Raw genomic sequence first — 21,574 nt, 5'->3', positions numbered from 1 at the left:
CAGAACTGTCAAGGGGGGCGGTCTTTCTCCTGGCGACGCTCGCCCGCGACGCCCCCTTCCCTTTGCTTCTGACCAGGGGACGGTCGCGACCGCCGCGATGGCGCGGGATGTAAGTTTCAGCGAATCGATTCGTCAGAATCCTGAAACCCTGCCGGAAAGATGGACCGGTTCGCCATGGTGCCGCTGGAGACCGGCACGGTCTCCAGCGGCAATCGATGCACAGACCGACCGGCCGTCACCGGCATTCGTCGGCGGCCGGAGGCGGCCGATGGAACCGGTCCGCAGAGGCGGCCCGGCTCCGGCGTCCGGGGGCGCATCGAGGTCAGGCGCGGGTCCACTGCTGGTTGGTGCCGCCGTGGCAGGTCCAGATCTGGACCTTGGTGCCGTTGGCGGTGCCGGCGGCGGCCACGTCCAGGCACTTGCCGGCGCCGACGGCGGTGATGGTGCCGTCGTTGTTGATGCGCCATTTCTGGTTGTTCTGGCCGTTGCAGTCCCAGATGATCACGGCTGTGCCGTCCGCGGTGGCGGCGCCGTTGACGTCCAGGCACTTGTTCCCGTACACCCGCAACTCACCCGAGCCGGTGGAGGTCCACTGCTGGTTGGCCTGCCCGTTGCAGTCCCAGATCTGCGCCTGGGCACCGTTCGCCTGTGAGGCGCCGCTGACGTCCAGGCAGCGCCCCGACCCCACACCCTTCAGCGCACTCGTGTCACCCGGAGGCGTCGGAGTGGGCGAGGGTGACGTACCGGTCTGGGGCCCAGCGGAGGCCATCACGGCCTGGGCGCCCGCCGGCCAGTTGCCGTTGCCGACGGTGACGTTGCCGTAGACGACGTTGCCCCGGTCGCCGTTGGTCACGTTGGTGCTGCCGTTGGTCGACCAGTTGCCGGTGACGGTGAGGTTCCCCATGTTCTCGCCGCCCCAGTAGTTGGCGGTGGCCCAGGTGCCGGTGTTCGAGAGCACGTTGCCGGTGACGGTGTAGTACTTGGAGCCCTCATCGAAGTAGACCCCGAACCAGCCGTTGGTCCGCAGGCAGTAGTTGTCGCTGATCACGGCGTTCGGGTTCCAGGACAGCGTGTAGATGCACCCGCCGTCGGTCATCTGCTGCATGACGTCGTGCACGTAGTTGCCGACGAGGCGGTTGCCCGACGCGGTGGTGGGCGTGGTGTATCGCGGCTGGTAGTTGTACAGACCGCGGTTGGCGTACTGGTTGCTGCCACCGGGCTCGTTGGCGCCCCAGCCGTAGCCGATCGACATGCCGGTGTACGGCATGTTGTAGACCTCGTTGTGCGACACGTCGGTGTTGGTGACGTAGGTGGTCAGGACCGAGACCACGCCCCGGTAGTCCAGGCCGAGGTCGTGGATGCGGTTGTTGCTGATGGTGATGTTCCGGTCGACCATCCGCTGGTCGCCGGGGTGGTGCGCGTCGGCCCGGACACCGCCGACCAGGATGCCGCCTGCCGAGCTGCGGGCGACCTCGGAGCGGGTGATCGTGATGTCGCTCGCGCCCAGGCCGACCCCACTGGCGTGCGCGTCGGCGTCGTTGCCGATGCCGATCGCCGTCTGCCCCAGGTTGACGAACCGGGAGTCGGTGAAGGTGATGTGGTTGGCGGCGGAGACCTGTACGGCGGCGGGCATCTGGTTCCAGTTCGGCCGGGTGGCCTCGAACTGCTGACAGCCCTCCTGGCAGGAGGTCAGCCTGTCGGCGGGCCAGTTCCAGTTGCCGGTGATGTACGAGCCGGTCTGCTGGTCCGCGTACCCCTGGCCGCTGCCGGGCCCGAGCCAGCTCGTGCCGGTGAACGTGATCCCGCTGAAGCCGATGTTGTGCGCGGGGGCGTCGTATGTGCCCCCGACGTCCACCAGAGACTGCAGCACGGGCAGCTCGACGCTGATGTCGCCCATGCTCTGCCCGGCCGCCGGAATGTAGTAAAGGATGCCGGTCCCCGGCTTGATGTACCACTCCCCCGGCGCGTCCAGGAACTCGTACGCGTTCTCCAGGTACAGCGGTCCCGCCCGGTGCGGCTGCGTGAAGGTGTCGTACCCGAAGGTGTTGTTGTTCCAGCCGGGCTGCTGCATCGTGATGACGTTGCCGCTGATGCTCTGCACCGTCACGTACCGGTCGGTGAACGAGCCGACGCTCTCCATCTCGACCCGGTTCTGGTCGGCCAGGTTGTTCAGGTAGCTCAGCGCGCTGTTGCCGAACCTCAGACCGGTGCTGGTCGCGGTGAAGTCGGCGCGGTTCACCTGGGTGCGGGCACGTGTGGCGGCGGCGCCGTTGACGTACAGCTGCCGCGTGTCGATCCCGGTGCCGACGGTGGCGCGCCAGATGTTCTTCCCGGAGTCGGCCAGTGACCATCCGGTCACCGCCCGGGCCCCGCTGATGACGGGGCGAGCGCCCGCGGCGGCCTGCCACGTGACGGTGTGGCCGTTGTTCCCGGAATCGGCGGCGGTCAGCCGGAGCGGCGCGGAGAGCCGGTACACCCCGTCGGCCAGCTCCACGACGATGTCGTTGGACATGGCGCCGTTCAGCGACCGCACGGCCGTCTGCGCCGCCGGCAGCGAGCACGGCTGTGCCGAGGTGCAGGCGGTTCCGGTACCGGAGGGTGACGCGTACAGGGTGGTGGCAGCCGCGAAGGCCGAGGTGACCGGGACGACGAGGGCGAACGCCGCGGCCAGCGCCACGGCGATGATGCCGGTCAGGAGCGGTCCCAGCGCCGTGACGGGCGAGGATGATTGCACGGTGGTTCCTCTGGGGTCGGAGGTGTGGTCAGGTCACGCCCTCCTCCTCGAGCGGGTGACGCCTTCCCGAGGAGGAGGCCGTCGTCGAACGGGCAGGGGTACGACGGCGGCCGGCCGTGCGGACCCCGGCTCCCGGGCCGGCCGGATCATGCTGCTCGACGGCATGGGGACATGGCGCGCCTCACCGGTGACACCACCAAGGGGCGGGTGGTGAGGCGAGACCGTGTACGCGGGCGTGGCCGGCCACGATGCCGAGGGCCGAGAAGCGCCGTCACAGCCCGCCCATGTGTTCCGGCCGCGGAGGTTCCGAGAGGAGCACCTCCCGGGACCTCGCTCCTTATTACGATCGGAACGCTGGTGCCCGTCAAGCCCTTAAGCCCACTCATTTCGCCCTAGGTAGACTCGGGCCCTGGCGACGATCCACTCCTTCACCTTGCTGAACAGCGGCGATGCTTGCCGCTACGGCTGCCCCTATCGGCGATTCCCGTATGAATCATTCAGATGTTTCGTACTGATCGGGGCCGCCCAGACGCCGAAGTTCGACAATGCCGATCAGTCGTACTCTTGCAGGGGAACGGCGAGGAGGAGGCACGGTGACCGACACCCCGCGTGAGAGCGGATACCGGCCGGGCTACGAGGTGGCCACGGAGCAGCTGCTGGAGTTGATCGTCCGGCTGCGCCTGCGCCCGGGAGACCGCCTGCCGACCGAGAACGAGCTGGCCCGGCAGCTCGGCACCAGCCGCACCGTCGTACGCGAGGCGGTGAAGATACTCTCCGCGCTGGGCCGGGTGCGCGCTCAGAAAGGCCGCGGCCTGTACGTGGCCGACGACGAGGGGATGCTCGGCACCGGGCGCTGGGCGACCTTCTTCCTCCCGACCGACCTGGACCACGTCTACATGCTGTTCGAGTTCCGCCGGGCGCAGGAGATAGAGACCAGCCGGCTGGCCGCCCGCCGCGCCACCCCCGCGGAACTGAGGGCCATCGAGGACGCGGCCGTCATGTGCCGTCGTGGCTTCGAGACCGCACGTGAGGACCTCTTCAACGAGGGCGACGACACTTTCCACACCGCCATCGCCACGGCCTCGCACAACATGTTCCTCCAGATCGCCGTGAAGGAGGCCCGGCGACTGCAGGCGCAGTCCAGCCTGATCGGGTTACAGGGTTCGGTGGGCGGGCACGCCGCCGAGGCCGTCGAGGAACACGAGGCGATCTACCAGGCCATCCGCGCCGGCGACCCCGAAGCGGCCGCCCAGGCCGCCGCCACGCACATCGACAACACTCTCGACGACTACCGCCGGGAGATCCAGCAGCGCCTCTTCTCCTCGTCCCACTGACCCTCGGGCCGGACGTGTGCCCGCGGGCCGGCCGGATGAACGTTTCATCGAGCCGGGCTCGGCGGAGTGCGAGCCGCGCCGATGGGAACCACCGGGAGAGCCTCCCGCGGACAGCGGACGAGGCGGAGCCTTGACAGGCGGTTCGCCCGTCGTATGTGCTTCGCTGTACACCCGCCGTCTCCCCTCCTCAGCGGATTCCGTACGTTGGCGAATCGATTCGCGTCGATCGTGGCGATCGATTTCCGAGCGGCCCTCACGCCCTGTTCCCGGATCGGGGCGCTCCGGTCCTCGGCGCCCGTCAGGCGGGCGCGTACCGTCTCCCGGCGGGACCCGCGGCCGTCTCGGCCATGCCCTACTCCCAAGGAGTACGCCCATGCAACCTTCATCCGTTCCCTTATGGGGCCGTGCGCCGCGTGGGCGGCGCCATCCGAGGGCCGTCGTCGCGTCCGTCGTGGCGGCGGTGACGGCACTCCTGGCCGCCGTGTTGACATGGTCGGTACCGGCCTCGGCGGCGACCTCGCCACTGGTGGGTGTGGGGTCGGGGCGCTGCCTGGACGTCAGCGGCGCCTCACAGGCGAACGGTGCCCAGGCGCAGATCTGGGACTGCAACGGTCAGGCCAACCAGCAGTGGACACCGACCGCCTCCGGCGAGTTGCGGGTCTACGGGAACAAGTGCCTGGACGTCAACGGCGCCGCCACCGCCGACGGCACAACCGTGATCATCTGGGACTGCAACGGCCAGAACAACCAGAAATGGCGCATCAACAACGACGGCACCATCACCGCCGTCGGCGCCGGCAAGTGCCTGGACGTGGCCGCCGCCGGCACCGCCAACGGCACCAAGGTCCAGATCTGGACCTGCCACGGCGGCACCAACCAGAGGTGGAGCACCGGGGCCGAGACCAGCCCCACGCCGCCCCCGCCCGGCGCGCGCCCATGCGACATCTACGCCTCGGGCGGCACACCGTGCGTGGCCGCGCACAGCACGACCCGGGCGCTCTACGGCTCCTACGGCGGCAACCTGTACCAGGTCAGGCGCTCCTCCGACAACACGACCCGGAACATCGGCGTCCTGACCGCGGGCGGGGCCGCCGACGCCGCGGCCCAGGACTCCTTCTGCGCCGGCACCACCTGCGTCATCACCGTCGTGTACGACCAGTCCGGACGGGGCAACGACCTGTGGTACCAGGGCTCCAGCGTGGTCCCCGGCTCCCCGCAGAGCAGGCCCGCGACCGCGACCACCGAGTCGCTCACCGTCGGCGGCGGCAAGGCCTATTCGCTCTACATCAACCCCGGCAACAGCTACTGGCGGGACGGTCACCTGACCGGCGTTCCCACCGGCAGCGCGCCGGAGGGCATGTACATGGTGACCAGCGGCACCCACGTCAACGGCGGCTGCTGCTTCGACTACGGCAACAGCGAGACGACCAGGAAGGCCGACGCCGCCGGTGCGATGGACGCCATCAACTTCAGCACCCAATGCTGGTTCGGCGGCTGTCAGGGAACCGGCCCGTGGGTCCAGGCCGACCTCGAATGGGGGCTCTACCCCGGTGGCAGCCAGTCGTGGAACCCCAACCAGCGGGCCTTCCCCCACAAGTTCGTCACCGCCACCCTGAAGAACAACGGCACGACCCGGTTCGCCATCAAGGGCGGCAACGCCCAGTCCGGCAGCCTGTACACGCTGTACGACGGCTCGCTCCCCAACGGCTACAGCCCGATGAAGAAGCAGGGTGCCATCGTCTTGGGCAGCGGCGGCGACTGCTGCAAGCCCGGCGGCGGCGCCAACCTCAGCGCGGGCACCTTCTATGAAGGGGCCATGGTCGCCGGCTACCCCACCGACGCCGTGGATAACGCCGTCCAGGCCGACGTCATCGCCGCCGGCTACCGCTGACTCCTCCCGGTGACCGCTCCGCCTGAAGGCCGCCGGTCACCGGCAGCAGTCGTCGTCCGGCGTGCTCCGGCCGGATGTTGGGGCCCCCTGCGGCCCTGGCGTCCGGCCGCCGGGTGCAGGCGCTGATGGCCTGCTCGTCGAGGGTGATGCCGAGCCCCGGCGCGTCTCCGAGGATGAACGCGCCGTCCTCGACGTACAGGTCGAGCGATATCCCGAGTGGCGGGCGCAGGTCCTGAAGCTCGCTGGCCATGTGGTTCGGCACCGACGTCGCGGCGTGCAGCAGCCCGACCGGCGTGGTGCCGATCGGGCTCACCGGCAGGTCATGGGCGTGCGCCAGAGCGGACACCCGCAGGAAGTGGGACACCCCCCAGACCGCGGCCGTCTGCACGACGTCGACGGCCCCCGCGGCCAGCAGCGGACGGAACTGCTCGAGCCCGGTGAGGTTCTCCCCGGTGGCGACCGAGGCGCGGATGCCACGGCCGACGGCGGCGAGGCCTTCGGCGTCCCACCGCCGCACCGGCTCCTCGATCCAGGTGAGATCCAGGCTGCGCTCCAGCTCGCACACGTGCCGGACCGCCTGCTTGCGCGTCCAGGCCTCGTTCACATCGAGCATGAGACCCGGCCGTGATCCGCGCCCGGCCTCGGTCAGGACGTCGCGTACCAACGTCAGGCGGTGCCGGTCGCGTTCGATGTCGAGGCCACCCTTGATCTTCGCCGCGCGCAGACCGTGCTGGGCGTACACCTGGTAGACCGAGACGAGGGCGTCGTCGGTCAGGCCGATGTCCAGGCCCGAAGCGTAGGCGGGAACCCTTCTGTCGCGTCCGCCCAGCAGGCGCCAGAGCGGTTCACCGGCCGCCTGCGCCTTGATGTCCCACAGCGCGGTGTCGAGTGCGCCGATCGTGCCGAACACGGCTCCCGCGTGCCCCGCCTTGAACGTCTGGCGCAACATGCGGTCGTAGAGCGCCGTCACGCCGCGTGGATCCTCGCCCTCGATCGCGGCCCACACGGCGTCGATCTCCACGTGCGGCCCGAGGCCGACGCCGGTGATCCCCTCGTCGGTGTCCACCATGACGACCGGCACCGGGACGGCCCCGTCGGCGAAGACACCGTTGGCGTCACCGACCGGCCGGCCCCATTCCTGAACCGTCGTCGTGGTCCGATATCCCGTGATCCGCATGTCAGCCCTTCGTGGAACCGGCGGTGACGCCGTCGGCGATCTGGCGCTGGAGGACCAGATAGATCAGCAGCACGGGTATCGCCGCGATCAGGACCCCCGAGGCGAAGGTGGGGATGTCATCGGAGTACTGCCCGCGCAGCGAGTTCACTCCGGTCATCAGGGTGCGGTGCTCGGGCGACGGCATCATCAGCAGAGAGATGAGCACGTCGTTCCAGCAGAAGAGGGTGTCGAGGATGCCGACCGACAGCAGCGCCGGCACCCCCAGCGGCAGCATGATCCGCCGGTACACGCCGTACACCGTGTTCCCGTCGATCCTGGCCGCGTCGACGATCTCCGACGGAATGGTCCTGTAGTGGCTCGTCATCAGGAAGACGGTGAACGGGAGGAACTGCGCGACGTAGGCCAGGATCAGTCCCGGGTAGGTGTCGACGAGGCCGCTGTCCGCCATGATCCTGGTGAGCGGCACCATGATCACCTGGAACGGGATGAACAGCCCCGCGAGACAGCCCAGGAAGACCACCGAAGAACCACGGAACCGCAGCCGGCCCAGCGCGAAACCCGCCATCGAGCCCAGCAACAGCAGCAGGGCCACGGCGAACGCCACGACGACCAGCGAGTTGGCGAAGTACCGCGCCATCCCGGCACCGGCCCATGCCTCCGCGATGTTGTCCCAGCGCAGGGAGCGCACCGGGGAGAACCGGTCGAGGACGTAGTCGCGCCGGGTCTTCATCGCGACGTTGGCGGTGAACACGAGAGGATAGATCGTCGCCAACGCGAGAGCGGCCATCGGAACGGCGGCCACCCACCTGGCCAGACGCGTGCCCGGCATCAGTCCTGCCTTCCCGTGCGGCGGAGCAGTGTGATCTGCAGGAGCCCCACCACGAGCATGACGACGAAGAGAACCGTCGACGCGGCCGAGGCGAGCGCCGGCCGGTTCATCTGTCCCTGCTGGTGCCAGATGTAGTACTCCGGCAGGTAGGTCGATCCCTCCGGGCCCCCGCTGGTCATGACGAAGAGCAGGCCGAACATGGACGTCAGCATCCCGATCATCGTGGTCACGAAGACGAACTGGATGGTGCGCGTCAGGCCGGGGATGATCACGTGCCAGATGACCTGGCGCAGCGACGCGCCGTCCACGCGGGCGGCGTCGAGCAGCGAGGCGTCCAAGGTGCTGAAACCGGCGAGGAACACCACCAGGGCCATCCCGAACGTCGCCCACATGTGCACACCGACAACCGTGAACATGGCGATGCCCGGATCGCCGAGCCAGTCGACCGGTCCGAGACCGATCATCCCGAGGACGGCGTTCAACGGGCCGTCGAACCCGAGCATGAGGTTGACGATCGCACCGACGATCACCGGTGAGAGCACGGCGGGGAAGAAGTAGACGCTGCGGTAGACCCGGTGACCCGGCACGCGCAGGTAGATGAAGGTCGCGAGCAGGCCCGGGATCGCCACCGCCACGGGGAGGAGCAGCACCAGCAGCCCGACGTTGCTCAGCGAGGTGCGGAACAACGGGTCGCCGGCCAGCTCCAGGTAATTGCTCAGACCGACCGGGGTCCCGTTGAGCTCGCCGTCACCGGTGAAGGAGAAGTCGATCCCCAGGACCAGCGGCCACAGCCGCAGCGTCACGAGGACCAGTACGGCCGGGGCCACCAGGACGTAGGGCGCGAGGCGTTCGGCGCGCGCCCCACGGGGGGCCGGCCGGGTGGCCGTACGGGAGTCCCTGTGGCCTCCCTCCTGTTTCGTCGTCGCGCCCTCGGTCCGCCCGGAACCGGCCAGGCGGACCAACGGCGACGAACCTCCGGGCGGCACGCGATCAGCCGGCCCGGTCGGAGGCGGCCAGCTGCTTCACGGCCTTGTCCACGGTGGTCGACCCGCTCAGGAGCTGCTGGGACAGTCTTCCCATCAGATCCAGGGTCTTGGAGGACAGCGCGACGTGCAGGGCGGGCCTGCCGGTCTTGATCTCGGGCACGATCGCGGCGACGGCCGGGCCGGCCTGCGAGACGTCGATCGTGGTGTCGGACGCGATCGCGCCGGCCTTGGAGTAGAACGCGGTCAAGGCGTCGGTCGAGGTCAGGGATCGGACCAGGTCCGCGGCCAGCTGCGGGGCCTTCGTCCATCTGGCGACCGCGTAGCCGATGCCGCCGTCGTACGGAAGGCTCGGAGTGGCTCCCTCGGTGACGACGGGTGCCCGCATGACGCCGATCTCATCGGGCGGCAGGAACTCGCCGAAGTCCTTCCAGTGCCCGACGTCCGACATCAGTCCGATGATGTGAGCGGCCTTGCCGCTCTCGAAGACCCTGAAGATGTCCGTGAACATGGCGGTGGAGTTGGCGCCGTCGTTGTTCAGCCCTTTGTCGCCGGCGTCCTTCCACAGCTCGAAGATCCGCCGCACATGGGGAGAGGTCCAGTCGCGCTTGCCGGCGATCCAGTCGTCGTACTCCTGAGGCGTCAGGATGCCGGATCCCAGGCCGGACATGAAGAACTGGATTCCGAAGCCTTCCTTGTTGCCGAGCGCGAAGCACGCGGCCCCCGTCGCCTTCTTGATGGCGGCGCAGTCGCCGACGAACTCGTCCCATGTCCTGGGCGGGTTCGCCGGGTCGAGACCGGCCTTCTTGTAGAGCGTCTTGTTGTAGTAGATCGGATGTCCCTGCAGGGTCACCGGCGCGGCGTAGATCTTGCCGTCCTTCGAGAACGCGTCCCAGCCCGCCAGCCGGCTCTTGTCCTGGGCCACGTACTGGTCCAGCGGAAGGAGCGCGTCGACCCGGTCGCGGATCTGGCCGCCTCCGTTGAAGAGCATGACGTCGGGCCCGTTCCTGGACTGGATGGCCGTGCCGAGCAAGGTGTAGTACTGGTCGTACGGCTGGGCGACGAACTCGACGGTGACGCCGGGATGCCGCTTGACGAAGTCGGCCTTCGCCTTCTCGACGTACGCGGCGGCCGCCGGTTCACCGGACTTCCAGTCCCAGACCACGAGTTTCTGCTGCTTCTGCCGGGAGGCCGCGGACGAGGAGTCCGTCCGTGCCGCACTCCCGCAGCCGGTCAGGGTCAGGCCTGCGACCACCAGGACCGACCACACCACTCGCTGCTTCATAGCTGCTCACTCTCCGAGAGCGGCCGATGGACCCGGCCATCTCGCCGGAAACGTAACTCGTATGACGTCTTACGTCAATACGGGTCACTTATACTGACGCGGTGGCGCTGTCCTCGCCAGGCCACCCGGAGGGGGATATGACGGCATCGCAGGAAACGGCCGGCGGTATCCCGGCGCCTCCGGCCTGGGTACGACGCCCGGCCACTCTCGCCCGAGCGGTCACGGCCGAGCTGGTGGAGCGCATCGTTCGCGGCGTGCACCCGCCGGGGACGCCCCTGCCCCCCGAGCCCGCGCTCTGCGAAGCCTTCTCCGTGAGCCGCACCGTCGTCCGGGAAGCCGTGAAAGTCCTGCAGGCGAAGGGGCTGGTACAGGTCCGCCAGGGCGCCGGCACCATGGTGAACCCTCCGGCGATGTGGGACATGCTCGACGAGCTCGTCCTCGCCGCGACGATCGCCGAGGACGAGAGCCTGGCCATTCTCGACGACCTCGTCGTCACGCGGCGCGTGCTGGAGTCCGACATGGCGAACGTCGCCGCCCGCCTGGCCGGCCCGGACACGGTGGAGCGGCTACGCGCGCTGGTGGACCGGATGGACGAGCTCGTGGACGATCACGTCGTGTACGCCGAAAGCGACCGCGCCTTCCACGACACGATCATGCAGGCGTCGGGGAACCGCATCGCTCGTGGCGTCGTAAGGGCACTGGAGAGCCAGGTCATCAACACCGCCCGGTACATGGGCCGGACCGAGCGGGCCCTGTGCGTGGCCTCGAACCTCGGCCACCGCCGCATCTACGAACGCATCGCCGCCCACGATCCCGACGGGGCCGCCGAGGCGATGTTCCACCACATCACCGAGGCCTGGCTCGTCCGCCGCAGTGGACCGGCCGATCCGGTACGACTGCGGCGTTAGCGCCGTACGTCACCCCTTCGATCGGCCCTCGCTCCCCCAGGGCCCGCTCCCCGGTGCACCCAGCCCGGTGCCGGTAGCGCCCCGGCGCCCGGCCGCCCCCGAACAGGCACTGGCCGCCGAGCTGGGCCTGTCCCCGCGCTTCTCCACCGCTGACGGTCATCCCCGCTCTCGTGATCGCCTGAAAGAATAGGACTTATTTTCATTCGTCGCCCGGCTCTGGAGCAGGCACAGGCACGCCCGGGCGCGGAAGGCTCGGCGGGCCAGGTCCGATGTATCCCGAGGTGACGGGGCTCGGACGAGAACCAGAGGTTCGACGACGGCATGAAGTGCCGCATGGACGGACCGACGATAAGCCCGCTTAATGCTTGACAGTCCTGGCTGACGGGACCGTAATGAGTATCCGAGGCCGCCGGGACACCTCTCGAGGCCTTCTCGCCGGTTCGACCGGTGATCGGAGCAAGGCGGTGGCCGCGGGTACCGCTCCGCATCCCCGGCTCATGGCCTCCGGCCCGCCACGCACCCTCCCGTGGCGCCGCCGGCGAGTACCACGCATGCAGTGACGATCCCACTTCTCAAGGAAGTACGAGCAGGAAACCCCCTATCCCCCATCGTCAAAGGAAGCTGCGTAACGTGAGGCATAAAACCTTGTTCACCGCCATCGCCGCGGCGGCACTTCTCGTCCTGGGAGCGGCGGGTACGGCGTTCGGCGGAGCCACGCCGGCCACGCGCAGCACCGTCGCGGCTGCGCCGACCGCCGGCTGCGGCCGGGCCCCGACGCTGGCGAGCGGTACGCATTCACTTGTGAGCAGCGGCCAGAACCGCAGCTACATCCTGCGTGTTCCCGCCAACTACGACAGCGGTCACCCCTACCGGTTGATCTTCGGGTTCCACTGGGTGGGCGGCACCGCCAACGATGTCGACTCGGGCGGCACCGATGGGTACAACTGGTCGTACTACGGACTCAGGCGACTGGCGGACAACGCGAACAACAGCACGATCTTCGTCGCGCCCCAGGGCATCAACAACGGCTGGGGCAACTCCGGCGGCCAGGACGTCACCTTCGTCGACGACATGATCAGGCAGATCGAAGCGGGCCTGTGTGTCGACACGACGCAAATCTTCTCTTCGGGATTCAGCTACGGCGGGGCGATGACGTACGCGCTCGCCTGTGCCCGGCCGGCGGTCTTCCGTGCCGTCGCGGTCTATTCCGGCGCGAACCTCAGCGGGTGCAGCGGCGGCACCCAGCCCGTCGCCTACATGGGGCTCCACGGGATCAGGGACAACGTGTTGTCCATCTCATCCGGGCGGCAGCTGCGTGACACGTTCGTCCGGAACAACGGCTGCGCCCCGCAGAACCCGCCGGAGCCGGCGTACGGCAGCCTGACGCACATCGTCACCGCCTACTCAGGGTGCCGGGCGGGGTATCCGGTGGTGTGGGCCGCGTTCGACGGAGCAGGTCACGACCCCGGTCCCATCGACGGGTGCACCTGCGACGGCTGGAGGACCTGGACCTCCGGGGAAGTGTGGAAGTTCTTCACCCAGTTCCAGGGCGGCGGCCCCTCCCCGTCCCCCTCGCCCACTCCGACGCCTCCGGGTGACACGAGTGCGCTGAAGGGCGTGGGATCGGGCCGGTGCCTGGACGTCAGCGGCGCCTCACAGGCGAACGGTGCCCAGGCGCAGATCTGGGACTGCAACGGTCAGGCCAACCAGCAGTGGACCTCCACCGGCTCGGGTGAGCTGCGGGTCTACGGGAACAAGTGCCTGGACGTCAACGGCGCCGCCACCGCGGACGGCACAACCGTGATCATCTGGGACTGCAACGGCCAGAACAACCAGAAATGGCGCATCAACAGCGACGGCACCATCACCGCCGTCGGCGCCGGCAAGTGCCTGGACGTGGCCGCCGCCGGCACCGCCAACGGCACCAAGGTCCAGATCTGGACCTGCCACGCCGGCACCAACCAGCAGTGGACCCGCGCCTGAGCGCACTCGTGTGCGGCAGGTCATTCCCGACGCGCTGAATCGACCGAGGGCGTCCCACGGACGCCCTCGGGCCGCCGGTCCGTCCCCGATCGTCAATACATCCCATGTCCGCGAAACGATGGCCAACACGAGGAGACAGCGTGTCCCCCATCAAGCTATCGGCGCTCCGCAGACTCACCGCCCTCGCCGGCGCCGGCCTGCTCGCCGGAGCCCTTCTCACGGCGCCCGTCCTCACCGGCACGGCCACGGCCGCCCCCTCGGTCTACGAGCCCACGTGGGCGTCGGTGGACCAGCATCCGGCCGCGCCGGAATGGTTCCAGGACGCGAAGTTCGGCATCTACTGGCACTGGGGGGCCTTCGCCACGCCCGCCTTCGGCAGTGAGTGGTACCCGCGGAACATGTACGTCGGCGGATCCGCGGAGAACAACCACCACAAGAGCGTCTACGGCGATCCCTCGGCCTGGCCGTACAACTCCTTCATCGACGGCGCCCGCGACAAGGCGGGCAATTGGGTGCAGTTCGCCCCGAAGCTGAAGTCCGCGGGCGGCAACTTCGACCCGGACGAGTGGGCCCAGCTGATCGCCGACTCCGGCGCCAAGTTCGCCGGCCCGGTCGCCGAGCATCACGACGGCTTCTCGATGTGGAACAGCCAGGCCAACGAGTGGAACTCGGCCGGCCGAGGCCCCAAGCTGGATCTGCTGCAGCTGTTCGCCAACGCGATCCGCGCCAAGAACATGAAGCTGCTGGTGGCGATGCACCATGCCTACAACTTCACCGGCTACTACGACCACGTGCCGGCCCAGCCCACCACGTCGCTGAAGAAGCTCTACGGACAGCTCGGCCCGGCCGCGGAGAACCAACTCTGGTACGACAAGCTGAAGGAGGTCGTCGACAAGGCCCAGCCGGACATCCTCTGGCAGGACTTCAACCTCACCCACGTCGACGAGTCGCAGCGGCTCAAGTTCCTGTCGTACTACTACAACCAGGCCAACGCCTGGGGCAAGGAGGTCGTGGCCACCTACAAGGACGGCTTCGACAACAAGGGTGAGGTCTTCGACTACGAGCGCGGCGGCCCCGGCGACATCCAGTACCCCTACTGGCTGACCGACGACGCGATCAGCAGCTCGAGCTGGTCCTACACCAACGGAATCGGCTACTACAGCGCGCCGGCGATGCTCCACTCGCTGATCGACCGGGTGAGCAAGAACGGCGACATGCTGCTGAACATCTCACCGATGATCGACGGCACGATCCCCCAGGGCCAGAAAGACGTGCTGAACGCCTTCGGCACCTACCTGAGGCGCAACGGGGAGTCGATCTACTCCACCCGCGCCTGGACCACCTACGGTGAAGGCCCTACCAAGATGGGCGGCGGCTCGTTCACCACGCCACGTCCCGGCACCGCCCAGGACATCCGCTACACCCGCAGCAAGGACAACACCGTCCTGTACGCCACCGTGCTCGGATGGCCCGGCAACGGCGCCACCCTCAACCTCGCGTCCCTGGCGAGCGGCAGGGTCGACCTGTCCAACCTGAGCAAGGTCGAGATGATCGGCGACACCGCCGGCACGTACATCACCCTGCCGACGCGCAACCAGGACGCCAGCGGCCTGCACATCACGATGCCGAACCAGCCGTACTCCGCGCTCGCATACGTCGTGAAACTCAGCTTCAACGGGCCGATCAAGGTGAATCCCGGGGCGAACGGCGTGCTGCGCAACGTCAACGCCGGCAGGTGCCTGGACGTCCCGTCCCTTTCCCAGACGAACGGCACCCAGGTGGCGCTGTGGGACTGCAACGGTCAGGCCAACCAGCAGTGGACCTCCACCGGCTCGGGTGAGCTGCGGGTGTACGGGAACAAGTGCCTGGACGTCAACGGCGCCGCCACCGCGGACGGCACAGCCGTGATCATCTGGGACTGCAACGGCCAGAACAACCAGAAATGGCGTATCAACAGCGACGGCACCATCACCGCCGTCGGCGCCGGCAAGTGCCTGGACGTGGCCGCCGCCGGCACCGCCAACGGCACCAAGGTCCAAATCTGGACCTGCCACGGCGGCACCAACCAGCAGTGGACCCGGACCTGAACCCACCACACCCTCGCCGGGGCCCACGGCGGCCCCGGCGCCCATCTCTCTGGAGCCGGTCCGCCCGCCCCGCGAAGAAGTGTGAACGCCCACCTCGGGGCCTGTGGGGTGCCTCGCCGGGGCGAGAATCACCTCCTGCTTCGCCGCTCGTGGGCGGCGGCGAGGATGAGGTAGGCGCTGGCCGTCCAGGTGTAGGCACGGTCGCGTAGCCCTTCCCCGGTGCGGGCGTCGAAGTTCTCGGCGAATCCCGACCTCTCGCACAGCGCCCGGAAGCGGGCGCTGATCTCGTCGGCCAGCTCCGGATATCCGGCGCGGCGCAGGCCGTCCTCGATGAGGACCGTCGAGGGCGCCCAGATGGGGCCGCGCCAGTAGCCGTCGTCCTGGTAGTGCTCAGAGGCCGGCAGCTCGGTCGCGAGCCCGAACACGGTCAGGTGCCGCTCGATCCGGGCGGCCAGCGCCGCCCGGACGTAGCGCGGCAGCTCCTCCCCCAGCACGATCGGCATGAGATCGAGCAGGCTGGAGCTGGACCACGTTCGCCCCGAGCGCGCGGCCCGGGCGACGAACCGTTCACCGTCCCACAGCTCGGCGAGGAGCGCGTCACGCATCCGGTCGGCACGCTCGGTCCACCGGGCGGACGCGTCCGGGCCGGGGGCCAGGCGAGCCAGCTCGCGCATCTGCAACACGAGGAAGGCGGCCAGGTCGGCGGTCTCGACGACCCGCTCGGGGTCGAAGGTGGTGGCGTTGTCCCAGCCGCTGTCGTTGCCGTGCTGGTAGTGCGGCAGCTCGCGGCCACCGACCCGGCGGGCGTCGAGCCAGAAGACGGTCCAGCGTTCCAGCAGCCGGTAGGTCTCGCCCGGGTCCTGCTCCGGAGGCAGGTGGCACAGGGCCCAGCCGTGGATGGGCGGCTTGACGAAGTTGTAGAGGACCTCGGAATGGGTGACGGAGTCGGGCAGCGCGCCGGCGGCGTCCTGGTGGTCGAAGGGCAGACGGAACTGATCCCAGGCCAGCTCGGGCAGGCCGCCGGCCAGGGCGATCGCGTTGAAGCAGTGGTCCCAGCTCCACACCTTGTCCATCCAGTGCTTGGACATCAGCACGGCCGGCCGGGTGACGAACCCGGCCGTGCGAACGGTGGCCGACCACAGCACGTAGGCGGCCAGCTCGGCGGCGGGGGTGCGGTCGCTGCGCCAGGGGGCGACCGCCACGGCGAACGCGTCGAACTCGGCGCGCGCCGCCTTGACCACCTGCTCGAAGGCGGCGGTGCCGGCGTAGGGGGCGCGGGCCGTCTCGTACTCCTCGACGGCGATCTCCCACTCGCCGCTCAGGGCGACGCCGCGGTCGGCGGCGCCGAGCGCCTGGCCGCCGAACGGCTCGGCCTGCCCGCCGAGCACGGTGACCCGGTAGCGGCGACCGGTCTGGTAGACGGTGAAGACGAACGATCCGTCGACGGGGTCCTGGTAGAAGTACGGGCCGCTGAACGGCGTCAGCAGCGGGTCGGCCGCCATCAGGCGCAGGCCGAGGCCGCGTCCCTTGAGGCGTACGGTGTCGGCGCTCTCGTAGGCGAGGTCGATCCGCCCGTCGTCGCGGCTCCAGGTGAGCTGGTGCGGGGTGGCGGTGACGGCGGCGCCGGCAGTGGGGATGAGCCGCAGGATCGGGTGCATGCCGGTCTGGTGCGAGACCAGGTGCACGTCCTCGGCATAGGTCTTCTCCGCCACCACGGGGGAGAAACCGAACCAGGAACCGCGGTAGCTGAACGGGATTTCCCGCAGGGAGAACACCGGGCCTGAGACGGCGGCGGTCATGAAGTGAGGGTCCCTTCTCGAAGATCAGTCTTTGACGGCGCCTGCGGTGACACCTGCGGCGACGAAGCGCTGGGCGACGACGAGCAGGATGGTGGCCGGAATGGAGGCGATCACGGCGGTGGCCATGATGGCGTTCCACTCCTGGTTGTTGTTGCCGATGTAGTGGTAGATGCCAAGGGTGATCGGCTGGTGGTCGCCGCCCTGGTCGAGGGTGGAGGCGAAGATGAAGTCCGACCACGCCCACAGGAAGGCGAACAGCGACACCGTGATGACCGCGTTGCGGCTGACGGGCAGCACGATCGAGACGAACGTGCGCACCGCGCCCGCGCCGTCGGTGCGGGCGGCCTGCAGCAGTTCCTCGGGGATGGCGGACATGAACGCCGTCAGGACGAGCACGGCGAACGGCACGGCAAGGGTGGAGTCGGCCACGATGAGCCCGGGAACGGTGTTGAGCACGCCGGTGGACAGGAAGACGGCGTAGAAGCCCATGGCCATGATGATCCCGGGGATCATCTGCGCGACCAGCAGCACGAAGCTCAGCGCCCCGCCACCGCGCGGGCGCAGTTTGGCCAGCGAGTACGCCGCCGGCGCCGCGAGCACCAGGGTCAGCGCCACCGTACCGAGCCCGATGACGAGGCTCACCCCCAGGTAGGGCAGCTGGTGGTCCAGCACCGCCCGGTAGCCGTCCAGAGTGCCGTCGGCGGGGAACCAGTTCGGCGGGCTCTTGCGCATGTCCTGGTCACGGGTGAACGACACGTTCACCATCCAGTAGACCGGGAACAGCATCACGGCGGTCAGCACGAGCCCGATCGCGGTCTTGAGGCGCCTCATGCCGAGGTCCGCCCTCGCTGCGCGCGGATGTGGACCAGCCCGAAGACCAGGGCCGTCACGATGAGCAGGTTGCCCACAGCGGCGCCGGGCCCGAAGGAGGGCACCAGGTTGCCGAATCCGAGCCGGTAGGACCAGGTCGCGAACGTGGTGGAGGCCCCGCTCGGCCCGCCCCTGGTCATGATCCAGATGATGTCGAACACCTTGAGCGTGTAGACCAGGCCGAGCAGCAGCGTGATCGCCGACACGGGGCGCAGCAGCGGGAACGTCACCTTCCAGAACCGCTGCCAGCCGTTCGCGCCGTCCAGCGCCGCGGCCTCGTGGATGGCCGGCGGGATCGTCTGCAGTCCGGAGTACAGCACCACGAGGTTGAACGGGATGCCGATCCAGATGTTGGCGACGACGACCGACCACAGCGACCAGTCCGGCGAGGTCAGCCAGTTCACCGGGCCGATCCCGAACCACGACAGCACCGCGTTGACCACGCCGGAGTCGCTGTTCAGCATCCACGACCAGGTCGAGGCGGAAACGATCAACGGCAGCAGCCACGGCACCAGGAACAGTCCTCTGAGCGTGGCCGACAGCCGGAAGTTCTTCTGGAAGAACAGCGCCAGCGCGAGCCCGATGGCGAACTGGAAGGTCAGCGAGACCAGCGTGAACACCGAGGTGTGCCACAGCGCGGGCCAGAAGGTCGCGTCGGTGAACACTTTCACGTAGTTGGCGAACCCGGCGAACGGGGCGTCGCCCTGGACGAAGGAGCGCACGGTGTAGTCGCGCAGGCTCAGCTCGACGTTGCGGTAGAGCGGATAGGCGTAGAACAGCAGCAGGTAGAGCACGACCGGGGCGAGGAAGGCCCATGCCGCCCACTGCCCGGACCGCGCGCGTGGCGCCTGGCGGCTGCGCGCCGCCGCCGGTACGGAGCCGCGGGCGGCAGGGCGTGCCTGTGTCTGTGTGACTCGGCTCATGGTGCTACTGGATCGCGCTCGCCGCCGCCGACTGCGCGGTGGCCATCGCCTCCTGGGGAGACCTGGACCCGCTGAGCGCCGCCTGCACCGCGCCCCACATCGGCTCGGAGATCTTCGGGTACTTGGTGCCCAGGTCGTCGCTGGTGCGCCCCTTGGCCGCCTTGACCGCGTCCACCCACACCCGCAGGTCCGGGGTGGCCGCCACCTGCTTGGCCTGCACCGCCTCGGTGGGCGCGATGTAGGAGAGCGTGGTCGTCGTGGTGAGCGAGTTGTCGGTGCTGGTCAGGCAGGTCACCAGCTTCCGGGACGTGGCGTAGCGGCCCGTGTCGGACCGCACCGGGATACTGACGAACTCGCCGCCGGTAGGGGCGGGGGCGGTGCCGCCGTTCTTGCCGGGCACCGGGATGATGCCGTAGCCGAAGCCGGTCTTCCTGGCGTTGGCGAGCTGCCAGGTGCCGTTCTCGGCGAAGGCGAAGTCTCCGCCGGCGAACTCCTGCCAGCTGGTCGTCTGGGTGTTGTTGATGACGGAGTTGGGGGCGTAGCCCTTCTTCAGCCAGTCGGTCCACAGCGCCACCGCCGAGACGCCCTCGGGCGAGTCGAGCTTGAGGAGATTCGCGCCCGAGCCCCAGAACCAGGGCAGGAACTGGAAGCTGCCCTCCTCGGTGCCGATCGCCGAGAACGTGATGCCCTTCTTCCCGGACGCCTTCACCTTCTCCAGCGCCGCGGTCAGCGAGGACCAGTCCTTCACTGAGGCGATGTCCACCCCGGCCTTCTTCAGAAGGTCCTTGTTGTAGTACAGGGCGAGGGTGTTGGCGCCGATCGGGACACCGTAGGTCTTGCCGCCGCTCTGGCCCGCGGCCAGCAGGTTCGGCGCGATCGCGGTGACGTCGAGCTTGTTCTGCTCGGTGGTGGTGAGCACCCCGGCCTCGGCCAGTGTGGAGACCACCGGATTGTCCACGATCAGCACGTCCGGCGAGTTGCCCTGCTGGGCCGCCAGCAGCGCCTTGTTGGTCAGGTCGCTGGTGTCGTGACCGGTGCGTTCGACCGTGACGCCGGCGTCGGCGCCGCACTTATCCAGCAGCTTCACCCACGCCGAACTCTTGTCGTACTGCGGGTAGGGATCCCAGATCGTGTAGGTCCCACCCCCGGCGGAGTGGCTCCCGTTCGCCGGGCCGCCACCGGTCCCCCCGCCGGACGATGACGAGCAGGCGACCAGCCCGCCCACGGCGGCCAGGACCGCCAGACTCGCGCCGGCCGCACGCCGGCTCCTTGCCGCTGATCTCATTGAGCTGACCTCCGCTGACAGGCGTGACCGGGCTGACTTCCGGACCGAGTCGAATCGGTTCGACCGAACATAGGCCCGCTTCGCCGTGGACGTCAATGGGACGCGGGCGCAAGGGCCGCGGAGATGTCGCGCGCGAGGCGCGCAGGACGGACATCCCCCGCGGGTGATCGGGCAGGGTGCCGCCGGGTGAACCGGTTCGACTTACGATGGTCACCGAGGAGCGAACAGGACGAGGAGCACGGGTGAACATCGGAGAGATCGCCAAGCGGGCGGGCGTGTCGCGGAGCACCGTCTCGTACGCGCTCACCGGCAGGCGCCCGGTGTCGGAGGCGACCAAGCGGCGCATCCAGACGGTCATCGACGAACTCGGCTACCGGCCCAACGCCGCCGCCCGCGCGCTGAAGGAGGGCCGCACCCGCACCATCGGCCTCGTCATACCACCGGCCGGCCAGCGGCTGACCGACATGCAGCTCGGCTTCGTGGCCAGCGTGGTCGACGCCGCCGCCCGCGCCGACCTGGACGTCCTGCTCTCCCCTTCGGGCGGCGAGCACGACCGTTCCTTCGAACGCGTCGTCACCGGCAAGCGCGTGGACGGCGTCGTCCTCATGGAGATCCGGCTGGAGGACGACCGGGTGAGCCGGCTACTGGAGAGCGGGCTGCCGTTCGTCGGCATCGGCCGCACCCGCCACCCTGAGGACATGTCCTGGGTGGACATCGACTACGAGACGCTCATCGGCAGGTGCGTGCATCACCTGGCGGACCTCGGCCACCGGCATCTCGCCCTGGTCAACCGCAACGCCGAGCTGGTCGCCGCCGGGTACGGTCCCGGCCATCGCGCGCAGGCCGGTTTCGATCGCGCCATCGCCGAACGCGGCCTGCGGGGCGTGCACGTCTGCTGCGCCGACGACGCCCAGGCGGGGCAGACCTGCCTCCGGCAACTCCTCGCCGACCACCCGGAGCTGACGGCCATCGCCACCATCAACGAGGCGGCGGTGTCCGGCATGTACCGCGCGCTGGCCGAGGCGGGCCTGGCCGTGCCCCGGGACTTCTCCATCGCCGGCGTGGCCGCCCAGCACTGGGCCGAGAACCTGCAGCCGCCGCTCACCGCCGCCGACGTCCCGGCCGACGAGATGGGCGCCCGTGCCGTCGAACTGCTCATCAGGCGCATCGCCGACCCCGCGATCCCGCACCGCCACCTCTTGATCGCCCCGCCCATCTCGCTCCGCGGCACGACCGGGCCCGTCCGCTCACGCGACTGAGCACGCCGATCCTGCTCCTAGCGAGGAGGACGGCCAGGCCGGGGACGCCGCCCTCACAGCAGGGGTGAGCCCGCCCAGCACCGCGGCCGGTACCTGTTCGGGTGCTAGCCGCCCGCTACGGAGCGGTCGACGGCGACGGGGTTGAGCACGTGCTCGATGACCAGGACCGAGGCGCCGATCACTCCGGCGCGGTCGCCGAGCTGGGAGACCCGGATGCCGAGATTTTG

Annotated in this window: 15 protein-coding genes; 6 read left to right on the top strand and 9 right to left on the bottom strand. The window is 69.1% G+C overall.

The window, feature by feature from the left end; translation table 11 throughout:
- Nucleotides 1-322: 322 nt before the first annotated feature.
- Nucleotides 323-2,734, bottom strand: coding sequence for a lectin (locus KIK05_RS49100; RefSeq protein WP_308250199.1), 2,412 nt, complete (start codon nucleotides 2,732-2,734; stop codon nucleotides 323-325).
- Nucleotides 2,735-3,327: 593 nt separating this feature from the next.
- On the opposite strand from KIK05_RS49100, the gene KIK05_RS32285 reads away from it, so the two are divergent.
- Nucleotides 3,328-4,068: a FadR/GntR family transcriptional regulator gene (locus tag KIK05_RS32285; protein ID WP_214414623.1), complete on the top strand. Its 741-nt coding sequence runs from the start codon at nucleotides 3,328-3,330 to the stop codon at nucleotides 4,066-4,068.
- Nucleotides 4,069-4,528: 460 nt separating this feature from the next.
- Complete coding sequence (locus KIK05_RS32280) at nucleotides 4,529-5,959, top strand: lectin (protein WP_214414622.1); 1,431 nt, start codon at nucleotides 4,529-4,531, stop codon at nucleotides 5,957-5,959.
- On the opposite strand, the gene KIK05_RS32275 is transcribed toward KIK05_RS32280, so the two are convergent.
- Genes KIK05_RS32275 through KIK05_RS32260 form a run of 4 tightly spaced genes read right to left on the bottom strand, consistent with a single transcriptional unit; the run spans nucleotide 5,937 to nucleotide 10,233 of the window.
- A complete protein-coding gene (locus KIK05_RS32275; protein WP_214414621.1) occupies nucleotides 5,937-7,136 on the bottom strand; it encodes a mandelate racemase/muconate lactonizing enzyme family protein in 1,200 nt (399 codons plus the stop codon). The genes KIK05_RS32280 and KIK05_RS32275 overlap by 23 nt on opposite strands.
- Before the next feature lies 1 nt (nucleotide 7,137).
- The gene (locus KIK05_RS32270; protein WP_214414620.1) at nucleotides 7,138-7,965 is read right to left on the bottom strand and encodes a carbohydrate ABC transporter permease; all 828 of its coding nucleotides are present in this window, start codon (nucleotides 7,963-7,965) and stop codon (nucleotides 7,138-7,140) included.
- Complete coding sequence (locus KIK05_RS32265) at nucleotides 7,965-8,927, bottom strand: carbohydrate ABC transporter permease (RefSeq protein ID WP_214414619.1); 963 nt, start codon at nucleotides 8,925-8,927, stop codon at nucleotides 7,965-7,967. Before KIK05_RS32265 ends, KIK05_RS32270 begins: the two co-directional genes overlap by 1 nt.
- Before the next feature lie 28 nt (nucleotides 8,928-8,955).
- Nucleotides 8,956-10,233: an ABC transporter substrate-binding protein gene (locus KIK05_RS32260; RefSeq protein WP_214414618.1), complete on the bottom strand. Its 1,278-nt coding sequence runs from the start codon at nucleotides 10,231-10,233 to the stop codon at nucleotides 8,956-8,958.
- A gap of 137 nt (nucleotides 10,234-10,370) precedes the next feature.
- On the opposite strand from KIK05_RS32260, the gene KIK05_RS32255 reads away from it, so the two are divergent.
- The 3 genes from KIK05_RS32255 to KIK05_RS32245 all read left to right on the top strand — a co-directional run bounded on the left by KIK05_RS32255 (nucleotide 10,371) and on the right by KIK05_RS32245 (nucleotide 15,211).
- On the top strand, nucleotides 10,371-11,141 hold the full coding sequence (locus KIK05_RS32255; protein WP_250563828.1) for a FadR/GntR family transcriptional regulator: 771 nt from the start codon (nucleotides 10,371-10,373) through the stop codon (nucleotides 11,139-11,141).
- Nucleotides 11,142-11,771: 630 nt separating this feature from the next.
- Nucleotides 11,772-13,124: a lectin gene (locus tag KIK05_RS32250; RefSeq protein WP_308250198.1), complete on the top strand. Its 1,353-nt coding sequence runs from the start codon at nucleotides 11,772-11,774 to the stop codon at nucleotides 13,122-13,124.
- A 140-nt stretch (nucleotides 13,125-13,264) separates the two neighbouring features.
- Nucleotides 13,265-15,211, top strand: a complete 1,947-nt coding sequence (locus tag KIK05_RS32245; protein WP_214414617.1) for an alpha-L-fucosidase — start codon at nucleotides 13,265-13,267, stop codon at nucleotides 15,209-15,211.
- Between the two features lie 128 nt (nucleotides 15,212-15,339).
- Here the strand turns inward: KIK05_RS32245 and KIK05_RS32240 are convergent, their stop codons facing one another.
- The 4 genes from KIK05_RS32240 to KIK05_RS32225 are packed head-to-tail and all read right to left on the bottom strand — an operon-like array spanning nucleotide 15,340 to nucleotide 20,088.
- Nucleotides 15,340-17,010: an amylo-alpha-1,6-glucosidase gene (locus KIK05_RS32240; protein ID WP_214414616.1), complete on the bottom strand. Its 1,671-nt coding sequence runs from the start codon at nucleotides 17,008-17,010 to the stop codon at nucleotides 15,340-15,342.
- Nucleotides 17,011-17,034: 24 nt separating this feature from the next.
- Nucleotides 17,035-17,841: a carbohydrate ABC transporter permease gene (locus KIK05_RS32235; protein ID WP_214414615.1), complete on the bottom strand. Its 807-nt coding sequence runs from the start codon at nucleotides 17,839-17,841 to the stop codon at nucleotides 17,035-17,037.
- Nucleotides 17,838-18,803: a carbohydrate ABC transporter permease gene (locus tag KIK05_RS32230; protein ID WP_214414614.1), complete on the bottom strand. Its 966-nt coding sequence runs from the start codon at nucleotides 18,801-18,803 to the stop codon at nucleotides 17,838-17,840. The genes KIK05_RS32235 and KIK05_RS32230 overlap by 4 nt, the downstream gene beginning before the upstream one ends.
- Before the next feature lie 4 nt (nucleotides 18,804-18,807).
- Nucleotides 18,808-20,088 (bottom strand): sugar ABC transporter substrate-binding protein, encoded by a 1,281-nt coding sequence (locus tag KIK05_RS32225; RefSeq protein ID WP_214414613.1) that lies wholly within the window; start codon nucleotides 20,086-20,088, stop codon nucleotides 18,808-18,810.
- 242 nt (nucleotides 20,089-20,330) lie between these two features.
- Between KIK05_RS32225 and KIK05_RS32220 the strand changes: the two genes are divergently transcribed.
- Nucleotides 20,331-21,347: a LacI family DNA-binding transcriptional regulator gene (locus tag KIK05_RS32220; RefSeq protein WP_214414612.1), complete on the top strand. Its 1,017-nt coding sequence runs from the start codon at nucleotides 20,331-20,333 to the stop codon at nucleotides 21,345-21,347.
- Nucleotides 21,348-21,574: the final 227 nt, after the last annotated feature.

Origin of the sequence: Sphaerisporangium fuscum, from assembly GCF_018531465.1 — a bacterium.
GTDB classification, from domain to species: domain Bacteria; phylum Actinomycetota; class Actinomycetes; order Streptosporangiales; family Streptosporangiaceae; genus Sphaerisporangium; species Sphaerisporangium fuscum.
The sequence above is the reverse complement of the archived record's forward strand: the minus strand, read 5'-3'. Positions and strand labels throughout refer to the sequence as shown.

Coding starts and splice junctions, on each gene's coding strand:
- KIK05_RS32275 (WP_214414621.1), bottom strand. CDS start 7,136: ATGCGGATCACGGGATATCGGACCACGACGACGGTTCAGGAATGGGGC.
- KIK05_RS32270 (WP_214414620.1), bottom strand. CDS start 7,965: ATGCCGGGCACGCGTCTGGCCAGGTGGGTGGCCGCCGTTCCGATGGCC.
- KIK05_RS32260 (WP_214414618.1), bottom strand. CDS start 10,233: ATGAAGCAGCGAGTGGTGTGGTCGGTCCTGGTGGTCGCAGGCCTGACC.
- KIK05_RS32255 (WP_250563828.1), top strand. CDS start 10,371: ATGACGGCATCGCAGGAAACGGCCGGCGGTATCCCGGCGCCTCCGGCC.
- KIK05_RS32240 (WP_214414616.1), bottom strand. CDS start 17,010: ATGACCGCCGCCGTCTCAGGCCCGGTGTTCTCCCTGCGGGAAATCCCG.
- KIK05_RS32235 (WP_214414615.1), bottom strand. CDS start 17,841: ATGAGGCGCCTCAAGACCGCGATCGGGCTCGTGCTGACCGCCGTGATG.
- KIK05_RS32230 (WP_214414614.1), bottom strand. CDS start 18,803: ATGAGCCGAGTCACACAGACACAGGCACGCCCTGCCGCCCGCGGCTCC.
- KIK05_RS32225 (WP_214414613.1), bottom strand. CDS start 20,088: ATGAGATCAGCGGCAAGGAGCCGGCGTGCGGCCGGCGCGAGTCTGGCG.